The sequence below is a fragment of the Nonomuraea sp. NPDC003201 genome (genome assembly GCF_053590415.1).
The window spans coordinates 1-8,900 of the sequence record NZ_JBSFTC010000387.1 but is presented as its reverse complement, the minus strand read 5'-3'; the positions used below and the strand labels follow the sequence as shown (position 1 = coordinate 8,900).

The following is an 8,900-nucleotide window of genomic DNA, read 5'->3' as shown; positions in this document are numbered from 1 at the left end:
GAGCCTGGGCGCGCCCGGCCGAGCGTTCGAGCTCGGCGGCGATGCTCTCGTCGGGGTGGGCGGCGCTCTGCGCGCGGTGCCAGGCCCGCCGGTCCGGGTCGGTGGCGGCGTCGGTCGCCTCCGCCAGCGCTCGGTGGGCCTGCCGGCGCTCCCTCGGGACGGCCGCGTTGTAGACCGCCGAACGGACGAGCGGATGCCGGAAACGTACCCGGTCGCTGAAGTCGATCAGTTCGTCGGCCTCGTCGACCGCGGTGGTGTCGACGCCGAGCACGTCGGCGGCGCGCCACAGCAGAGCCGGATCGCCGAGGGGTTCGGCGGCGGCCAGCAGCAGCATCATCCGGCTGTCGGCCGGCAGGCCGTTCAGCCGGCGCTGGAAGCCGTCCTCGAGGCGGCCCGCCAGCGACTGCCCGCTCGCCGCCGCCACGAATCCGCCCGCGGACGCGGCGCGGGGCAGTTCGAGCAGGGCCAGCGGGTTCCCCCGCGACTCGAACAGGATCCGGTCGCGCACCTCCTCGTCCAGCGGCCCTGGGACCACCCGGCTGATGAGGGTCCGCGCCTTGGAGTCCCGCAGTCCGCCGACCTCCATCACGGGCAGGCCCGGCAGCACGCCGGTCTCGCCGGAGTCACGGACGGCGAAGACGCAGGCCACGCTCTCGGCCATCAGGCGGCGGGCCACGAAGGTGAGGACCTGCGCCGAAGCGCGGTCGAGCCACTGGGCGTCGTCGATCACGCACACGAGCGGACGCTCGTCGGCGGCCTGGGCCAGGAGATTGAGTACGGCGAGGCTGATGAGGAACTGGTCGGGAGCGGGTCCGGCGCGCATCCCGAAGGCGGTCCCGAGCGCGTCACGCTGGGGTTCGGGCAGGGTGTCGAGGAGGTCCAGCATCGGCACGCACAGCTGGTGGACGGCCGCGAAGGGCAGCTCCATCTCCGACTGGACCCCTGTCGCGGCCACGACCCGGCACCCGGCGGACTTCGCGATCAGGTGGTCCAGCAGCGCCGACTTGCCGACTCCGGCCTCGCCGCGCAGCACCAGCACCCGGCTCTCGCCGCCGCGGACGTCCGCGAGCAGCCGGTCGAGCGTCGCGCACTCCGCCTCTCGGCCCACCAGCCACCCCGGCCGCGGGGTTCCGCCTGCCGCGGACCACCCACCCCCAAGATCAGCCTTATCCGACATCCCCGCCATATCTTCCGCACCACGCATCACCGGCGATACCGGGACCGACTTTCATCTAATGCAATATCTCATCCAGACAGCCTGATCAACGAACCGGCTGGATGGCGCCGTGCGGCGGCGAGCGTGGATGCGGCGAACGGCATGTTCGGCGGGGAGGGTGCGGACTTCGTCAGGCGCTATCGCGGGAAGGAGCGGTCACTTCCCGGCACGGCGGGCGGGCAGCGGCCGGATCAGGTCGTCCATCGTGCAGCCGAGGATGTCCAGCAACGCCATCAGCGTGCGGAGGCTGAGCCGTTCCGGCTTGCCGACCACGAGCCGGTACACCTGGCTCGGCGACAGATCGACACCGCGAGCGGCCAGCAGGGGACGCAGCTCCACGGTGGAGGACATGCCGCGCTCCGCCATGACCTCGCGAAGACGCCAGCCATAGTCCAGATCGGCCATCGCCTGTCAGCCCCCTTCTCTTCTGCTGGAACAGGGTCCACCTGTCCGTGCCGCGTTCGCATCCGTGACCTCCCTAGCGTGGCCGCCGGCGATGACTGGTAGGCCCACCAAAATCCGGACATCGATCAGGGACTTCTCGGGGGCTGTCACAAGCCGCGACGTACTGAACACCGGAAAGGTCCAGTCATGAGCGAGCAGCCCGTCATCGTGCTGGTCGGCCACTCCTACGGCGGCATGGTGATCACGGAGGCGGCGGCCGGCAACCCGGCCGTGCGGGCCCTGGTCCACGTGGCCGCGTTCGCCTCCGAGCCGCGCTGATCGCCGCGACCCAGCGGCCGGTGACCGAGACGGGCGCTCACCGACGGGCTGGTAACGAGCGAGCCGGGTTGGCGTACCAAACCGTCCTGGTTCGTCCACTGCGAGCGCGACCTCAACATCCCGGCCGCAGCGCTGCGCTTCATGGCCGAACGCGCCGGCTCCCGCGGCACCCGCGAGATCGCCGGGGCCTCGCACGCGATCGCCGCCTCGCAGCCCGGCGCCGTGGCCGCCGTCATCCGCAGCTGTCTCAACGCCCCAAAGTAGGTGTGAGCTGGATCACGGTTGAGGTTGACCTTGGGTCAGGGTGGAAGCTCGGCGCAGCGGCACGACGCCGACATCGACATAAGAGATTCAAAGGACGAACCACCATGACGATCACCCTTTCCGACCAGGACAAGAGCACCCTGCGGATTGCCGCGTACGGCGCCGTGTCGCTGATGGCCGCCGCCGGTGCCGCCGGTAAGCCCCACAAGATCGCCGCCAACGGCAGCATCGCGCTGGGCTCGGCCACCGGCCTGGTCGGGCACGTGCTCGCCGAGTACCCCAAGGGCGAGGACCTGGTGGGCAAGTCCGTGGCCGAGATCGCCGACCGTGTGCTGCCGGCCCTGACCGCGGCCATGAACCTGCTGAAGAAGCAGGATCCGGCCGAGGCCGGCAACTTCCGCAGTACCGTTCTCATCGCGGTCGAAACCGCCCAGGCGCACCAGGGCCGGCCGAGCCCTGCCACGGCCGAGATGGCCCGCAAGATCACCGAAGCCCTCGACGCTGCCAGGGTGGCCACCGCGGACAGCGGGGCCGTACCGGAAGCTGCGGCCGGGCAGGATCGCCCGGAGCTGCGGAAGGCGATCGAGGAGATCGTCGATGCCGGTTTCGTGGGGGTGTCGCTGCGCGTGCACGATGAGCGGGGTGAATGGGCCGGCAGCGCAGGGGCGGCCGAGCTGGGCGGGACCGCCGAGCCACCGATCAACGGACACGTCCGGATCGGCAGCAACACCAAGACCTTCACCGCCACCCTGGTGCTGCAACTGGTGGCCGAGGGCAAGGTCGGGCTGGACGTCCCGGCGGCGGACTATCTGCCCGGGTTCGGGCTGGACGAGCGGATCACGGTGCGGATGCTGTTGCAGCACACCAGCGGGGTGTTCAACTTCAGCGGCGAGGTCTACGACGACGGGACGGTCGTGCCGGGGATCCCCATCCCCTACGGCGCCACGGGCAAGGAGTGGGTGGACAACCGGCTCAAGACCTACCGGCCGGAGGAACTGGTACGTCTGGCGCTGTCCAAGCCGGCGCGGTTCGAGCCGGGCACGGGCTGGAGCTATTCCAACACCAACTACGTGCTGGCCAGGCTGCTGATCGAGAAGGTCACCGGCCGCTCGCTGGCCGAGGAGATGCGGCGGCTGATCCTGGGGCCGCTCGGGCTGTCGGGCACCGTGGTGCCGGACGCCTCGCCGGAGATCCCCGCGCCGCACGCGCACGCCTATTACCGGTACGAGGACGCCGGCGAGCAGCAGACGATCGACATCACCCGCCAGAACCCCTCCTGGATCTCCACCGGCGGTGACATGATCTCGACCACCCAGGACCTGCACACGTTCATCTCCGCGCTGCTGGGCGGCAAGCTCCTGCCGGCCCCGCTGCTGGCCGAGATGTGCACCCCGCACCCGACGGGCATCCCGAACATGGACTACGGCCTGGGAGTGTTCGTGGTGACCACGGACGGCGGCGGCACGCTCATCTCCCACAACGGCGCCGCCGTGGGCCACGCGGCGCTGATGTACAGCACCCCCGACGGCAGCAAGACCCTGACGGCCGCGCTGAACTGCGTGGACGACGCCGGCTTGTCCATCGCAGCAGCGTTCCAGAAGGCCCAGCAGAGGCTCCTCAACGAGGTGTTCGGCCGACAGGGCTGAGCACCTGTGACCCATACGCCTCAAGGGGCCACGCCGAGCTCGACGAGCTCGGCGTGGCCCGTCCACATGCTCGGCCGTGGTCCGCCCGGTCGCCGAGCTCGAGCACAAGGCAGGATTGCGCAGATGAACGGAGTCACGATCGGGCAGGCGGCGGCATTCGTCGGCATCACGGTGAAGACGGTGCGGCACTACCACAAGCTTGGCCTGGTGAAGGAGCCGGAACGCGACAGCTCCGGCTACCGGCGGTACGGATCGGCCGACCTGTTGCGACTGGTGCAGGTCCGGACGCTGGCCGGCGCCGGGGTGCCACTGGCCGAGATCGGGCCGATGCTCGACGCCGACCCCGCGCTGTTCACCGCCGCGCTCGCCGACGTCGAGCGGCAGCTTGACGAACGGATCGAGGAGTTGATCGCACGGCGTGACACGCTGCGCCGGCTCGCCGACGGGGATCGGGCCCTGCTGCCCGACCGCGCCGTGGTGCTACTGGAGCGACTGTCCGGCCTCGGCTTCCCCGCGGACGAGGTGGCGGCCACCAGGGAGGGCTGGGTGCTGGCCAGGGCCCTGGTCCCCGAGGGCTTCGACGACTACCTCACGCATGTGGAGAACGCCCTCGAAGACACCCGGTTCGTCGCCTTGATCAAGCGCGGCGCCGAAGCCACGGCCTGGGAACCGGACGACCCGCGCCTCGCCGAGCTCGCCACCGCCATGGCCGACCACTTCCTCGCCAACCCCGCACATCTGAAGATCGTGACCGGTCTGCAAGCCCGCACCGAGGCCGCGACCCGGTACAAGCTGATCGCCCTCCACGGCGAAGAGCAGGGATCGGCCGCGGCCCGGGGGGTCTCGCTCGTCGAGGCCAAGCTCCGCGCCGCCGGCATCCATATCCCCAGACCAGACACCCACTGACCGCGCCGTGCTCCCTCGTCGCCGTGGAGACACTCCTCCGCCACCGCCCGCTGCCCGACGCCGCACTCGCCGAGCAACCATGATCGCGGGCATGCCGCTCGCCACCACCGCCGGTCAGGCTCGACAGGGATCCCCGGCGTAGAACGGGCATGGTTGCCGCGACCGGTTCGTCCAGCAGTACGGCGGCCATGTCGTGCCGGGCGCCGGCCTCGATCACGCGGCCCGCACGGAGCCGCTCAGGATCACACCCGGCCGTGACATGGGCCTCCCGCCACTCGGTTCACCGAGCCTCCAGCCGTGCCACCGCGGTGCCACCGCCGTGCTGAGCATCCGTACGCCGAGGGGCGATCCGGGCTCGATGCCGGTCACCTTGCGGGCGCGCACGGCAACGGCGAAGTGGGGGATATGCGTGGAGTGTCCAGCGTAAGCTGATGCATCTCGCTCACACAGCCGCAGGCGGCCGGTACGGTGACGCGGGGCTGAGGCGGTAAGGCAGGGGGGCGATCGCGTGCGGTGGGTGGGCGTCATGCGCGGGCGTCACGGAGCGGGCCGCCGCGACACCGGCATGACCCGGCGGTTCAGAGGGGTCGCGGTGGTCGCGGTCCTCGCCGTGGCCTGGAGCGTCGCGCTTGAGACCGTCCCGGTCGCGAGGGTGGCGAGAGATGCGCGAGCCGGTGAGACGGTCGCCACTCCGCACCCCGGACCGGCGGTGACCTCCATCGTGGGGCTGGGCGATTCGGTGCCGGCGGGCTCCGCGTGCGACTGCGACACCTTCGTCTCGCTGATCAGGAAGGCCCTGGCGGCCAGGCAAGGCACCGGCGTCGCCGTCGACAACCTGGCCACCGGGGGGCTCACCTCGCAGGGGTTGCTCGACCAGATGGACGGCGGGTCGGCGGCGGGCGCCATCGTGAAAGCCGACCTGGTGATCATCACCATCGGCGCCAACGATTTCGACAGCGACGCGCTCGAGGACGACGACTGCGCTCCCCGCGCGGGCCTGGCCTGCTACAAGAACGACCTCGCGCGGCTGCGCGCCAACGTGGACGGCATCCTCGGCAAGGTTCGCGCGCTGCAGACCCGCCCGCGCAGCCGGATCGTCGTGACCGGCTACTGGAACGTGTTCCTGGACGGCGACAGCGCCCGGGCCAAGGGGACGGCGTACGTGTCGAACAGCGACGCCCTCACGCGCATGGTGAACCGGACCCTCGCCGGTGCGGCCGCGGCGAAGGGTGCGCGTTACGTCGACGTCTACGGCCCGTTCAAGGGGGACGGCTCCCGGGACGACACCCCGCTGCTGGCCGCCGACGGCGACCACCCCAACGCCGCCGGCCATCGGGTCATCGCCGACTCCATCCTGTCCGCCCTCGCCGCGGGCTGATCCCGTGCGGCCGGGATGAAAGGTTCAGTGGTGAGCTCCCTGGTCAGGCGTGTAGGGAGCAGGCGCGGGGTTGACACTTCGGCGTGATCCCGCGAACCATCGTCTTCAAGAGACGGTTTGGGAGCGCTCCCATACGGACCCCGAAGGCGAGCGATGTCATGTCCGGTCCCCACACGCTGTCTGCCCGGCTCTGGGCAGTCGTCGCCTGCGTCGCCGTGGCGATCGGCGGCATCGCCGCCGTGACCGCCCCCGCTTCCGCGGACACCGGGTGCAAAGTGGACTACACCGTGAACTCCTGGCAGGGCGGCTTCACCGCGCAGGTGAAGGTGACGAACCTGGGTACGGCGCTCAGCGGGTGGCGGCTGCGGTGGACGTACGCCGGGGACCAGCGGGTGACGAGCGCGTGGAACGCGCAGGTGGAGCAGAGCGGCCGGGTCGTGACGGCGGCCAACGTCGCGTGGAACGGCGCGCTGGCCACGGGCGGCAGCGCCGAGTTCGGCCTGCAGGCCACCTGGTCGGCGGCCAACCCCGTGCCCACCGACTTCACGCTCAACGACGTGGCCTGCAACGGCACCACGACCCCGAGCCAGACCCCCACCGTCACGCCCACGGTCACCCCCACGGTCACCCCAACGGTGCCGCCCGGCTGCTCGGGGGCGACGGTCTGCTCCGGGTTCGAGGACCAGGCGGGCAGCCCCTCAGGCGACTGGCAGGTCGTCACCCCCAACTGCGCCGGCACCGGCACGGCCGTGATCGACACCGCGATCACGCACAGCGGCGGCAAGTCCCTGCGGGTCAACGGGGGCGGCGGCTACTGCAACCACCTCTTCGTCGGCACCACCCGCGACGTCTCCCGCGTCGGCCCGGTGGTCTACGCGAGGATGTGGGTCAGGCACACGACCGCCCTGCCCGCGACGCACGTCAGCATGATCACCATGCCCGACGCCAATGACGGCAACCGCGACCTGCGCATCGGCGGCCAGAACGGCGCCCTGCAGTGGAACCGCGAGTCCGACGACGCCACCCTGCCCGAGCAGAGCCCGGCGGGCGTCGCGCTCAGCACCGCGCTTCCCGTCAACCGCTGGGTCTGCCTGCGCTACGAGATCGACACCACCAAGCAGTCGATGCGTACGTACCTGGACAACCAGGAGGTCGCCGGCCTGCGCGTGGACGGCACCCCGACGCAGGACATCGACTCCCAGTGGCTGCGCCGCGCCACCGCGCCGCGCCCGGCCACGCTGCGGCTGGGCTGGGAGAGCTACGGCAGCGACCAGGACACCCTCTGGTACGACGACGTGGCGCTCGGCTCGGCGCCCCTGGCCTGCTGATCACAAACCGAATGCTGAGAAGTCCTACCGTGACCTACGCTGTTCGCATGCGCGTGACGATGCGGGAGGTGGCCGATCGGGCGGGCGTCTCGATCAAGACCGTGTCACGTGTGGTGAACGGCGAGCCGCACATCCGTCCGGAGAAGGTGAGCCGGGTGCATGCGGCGATCGACGAGCTCGGCTGGGTCCCCAACCGGGCCGCCAGGACGCTCAGGACCGGGCAGGTCGGGGTGGTCGGCATCGCCGTCACCGAGCTGCGCCGCCCGTATCTCGCGGGTCTCGTCGAAGCCCTGGTCACCGAGGCCGATCGCTGGGGGATGCTCGCGGCGGTCGAGCCGACGCACGGCGATCCGGCCCGGGTGGCGGCGGTGCTCGCCGCCCGGGGGAAGACGTTCGACGGCGTGGTGCTGATCGGGCCGGTCGGGCCGGTCGGCGACGGGCTGGACGACCGCCCGGTGGTGGTCGTGCAGGGCGGCGCGGCCGAGGTGGATCGCGTTCAGGAGGACGTGGCAGAGGCCGCGGCCCTGATGGCCCGCCACCTCGCCGTCATGGGCCGGTCCCGCCCGGCGCTGCTCGGCGCGCATCAGGATGAGCTGCGCGCCTGTCTCGACCGATCCGGCCCGGTGCCCGTGCCGTGCGCGGATCTCGGCGAGGTGGCCGATCGGCGCGCGGGAGCGCGGGCCGCCGTACAGGTGCTGGAGCGGCACCCGGACGTCGACGTGCTGCTGTGCGTCAACGACGAGGTGGCGCTCGGGGCCCTCGCGGCGCTCGTCAAGCACGGGGTGGACGTCCCGGGACGGGTGGCGGTCGCCGGCTACGGCAACCTGGAGGACGGGCGGTTCTCGACGCCGTCGCTCACCACGATCGACCCGGGGCCGGCCCGGCTGGCGCGCAGCGCGCTGGAGCTGCTCGCCGATCGCCTCGCCGGCACGGCGCCGCGACAGCCGCGCGCGGTCGTCTCGCCGGTCGAGCTGATCCGGCGTGAGTCCACGCTCGGCCGGGACCCGCGGTGAAGCGCCCGACGCTGGCGGATGTCGCCGTGCGGGCCGGGGTCTCGGCGAAGACCGTGTCCAACGTCCTGCTCGGCCGCCCGCATGTCTCGGCCGCCACGCGGGCCAAGGTCCAGGCCGCGGTCGAGGAGGTCGGCTACGAGGCGGGACACGCCACGAGCCAGGCCGGGCGCGGGCTCGCCTCCGGCCGGACCGGCCGGATCGCCGTCGTCGTGCCGAACCTCTACCAGCCGTACTTCGCGGAGAACGCCGAGCGGCTCATCCTCGCCCTGGCCGAGTGCGGGTTCACCAGCACGCTGCGGATCGCCAACGGCGGGGAGCGCGAGCGCGACGCGGTGCTCGGCGTGACGACCGCCGACGTCGACGGCGTCATCATCTGCCCGCACCACCTGTCGGACGAGCTGCTCGCCGGCGCGGCGCCGCGGCGCC

At 71.7% G+C, this 8,900-nt stretch carries 10 protein-coding genes; 8 read left to right on the top strand and 2 right to left on the bottom strand.

The window, feature by feature from the left end; translation table 11 throughout:
• Both ACWDX9_RS55075 and ACWDX9_RS55070 read right to left on the bottom strand, forming a co-directional pair.
• The coding region (locus tag ACWDX9_RS55075) for an AAA family ATPase (RefSeq protein WP_449970542.1) at positions 1-1,108 on the bottom strand (1,108 nt) is incomplete at its 3' end.
• A gap of 264 nt (positions 1,109-1,372) precedes the next feature.
• Positions 1,373-1,621 carry a helix-turn-helix domain-containing protein gene (locus ACWDX9_RS55070; protein WP_449970539.1) on the bottom strand — a complete coding sequence of 83 codons (249 nt, stop codon included), beginning with the start codon at positions 1,619-1,621 and terminating at the stop codon, positions 1,373-1,375.
• A 186-nt stretch (positions 1,622-1,807) separates the two neighbouring features.
• Here ACWDX9_RS55070 and ACWDX9_RS55065 point away from each other — a divergent pair, with 186 nt between their 5' ends.
• From ACWDX9_RS55065 to ACWDX9_RS55030, 8 genes are all read left to right on the top strand, one after another.
• Positions 1,808-1,939 (top strand): alpha/beta fold hydrolase, encoded by a 132-nt coding sequence (locus ACWDX9_RS55065; protein ID WP_449970536.1) that lies wholly within the window; start codon positions 1,808-1,810, stop codon positions 1,937-1,939.
• Between the two features lie 48 nt (positions 1,940-1,987).
• Positions 1,988-2,203 carry an alpha/beta fold hydrolase gene (locus tag ACWDX9_RS55060; RefSeq protein WP_449970545.1) on the top strand — a complete coding sequence of 72 codons (216 nt, stop codon included), beginning with the start codon at positions 1,988-1,990 and terminating at the stop codon, positions 2,201-2,203.
• A 104-nt stretch (positions 2,204-2,307) separates the two neighbouring features.
• Positions 2,308-3,849 carry a serine hydrolase domain-containing protein gene (locus tag ACWDX9_RS55055; protein WP_449970533.1) on the top strand — a complete coding sequence of 514 codons (1,542 nt, stop codon included), beginning with the start codon at positions 2,308-2,310 and terminating at the stop codon, positions 3,847-3,849.
• A 123-nt stretch (positions 3,850-3,972) separates the two neighbouring features.
• Positions 3,973-4,755, top strand: a complete 783-nt coding sequence (locus tag ACWDX9_RS55050; protein ID WP_449970530.1) for a MerR family transcriptional regulator — start codon at positions 3,973-3,975, stop codon at positions 4,753-4,755.
• A gap of 526 nt (positions 4,756-5,281) precedes the next feature.
• Positions 5,282-6,133: an SGNH/GDSL hydrolase family protein gene (locus ACWDX9_RS55045; protein WP_449970527.1), complete on the top strand. Its 852-nt coding sequence runs from the start codon at positions 5,282-5,284 to the stop codon at positions 6,131-6,133.
• Positions 6,134-6,291: 158 nt separating this feature from the next.
• Positions 6,292-7,461, top strand: a complete 1,170-nt coding sequence (locus tag ACWDX9_RS55040; RefSeq protein ID WP_449970524.1) for a cellulose-binding domain-containing protein — start codon at positions 6,292-6,294, stop codon at positions 7,459-7,461.
• A gap of 29 nt (positions 7,462-7,490) precedes the next feature.
• The gene (locus ACWDX9_RS55035; RefSeq protein WP_449970521.1) at positions 7,491-8,474 is read left to right on the top strand and encodes a LacI family DNA-binding transcriptional regulator; all 984 of its coding nucleotides are present in this window, start codon (positions 7,491-7,493) and stop codon (positions 8,472-8,474) included.
• A partial coding sequence (locus tag ACWDX9_RS55030) for a LacI family DNA-binding transcriptional regulator (RefSeq protein WP_449970518.1) occupies positions 8,471-8,900 on the top strand: 430 nt, incomplete at its 3' end. The genes ACWDX9_RS55035 and ACWDX9_RS55030, both read left to right, overlap by 4 nt.

Bases quoted from the DNA above. Each gene is read 5' to 3' on its own strand.
- ACWDX9_RS55045 (WP_449970527.1), top strand. From the start codon at position 5,282: ATGCGCGGGCGTCACGGAGCGGGCCGCCGCGACACCGGCATGACCCGG.
- ACWDX9_RS55070 (WP_449970539.1), bottom strand. From the start codon at position 1,621: ATGGCCGATCTGGACTATGGCTGGCGTCTTCGCGAGGTCATGGCGGAG.
- ACWDX9_RS55040 (WP_449970524.1), top strand. From the start codon at position 6,292: ATGTCCGGTCCCCACACGCTGTCTGCCCGGCTCTGGGCAGTCGTCGCC.
- ACWDX9_RS55050 (WP_449970530.1), top strand. From the start codon at position 3,973: ATGAACGGAGTCACGATCGGGCAGGCGGCGGCATTCGTCGGCATCACG.
- ACWDX9_RS55065 (WP_449970536.1), top strand. From the start codon at position 1,808: ATGAGCGAGCAGCCCGTCATCGTGCTGGTCGGCCACTCCTACGGCGGC.
- ACWDX9_RS55055 (WP_449970533.1), top strand. From the start codon at position 2,308: ATGACGATCACCCTTTCCGACCAGGACAAGAGCACCCTGCGGATTGCC.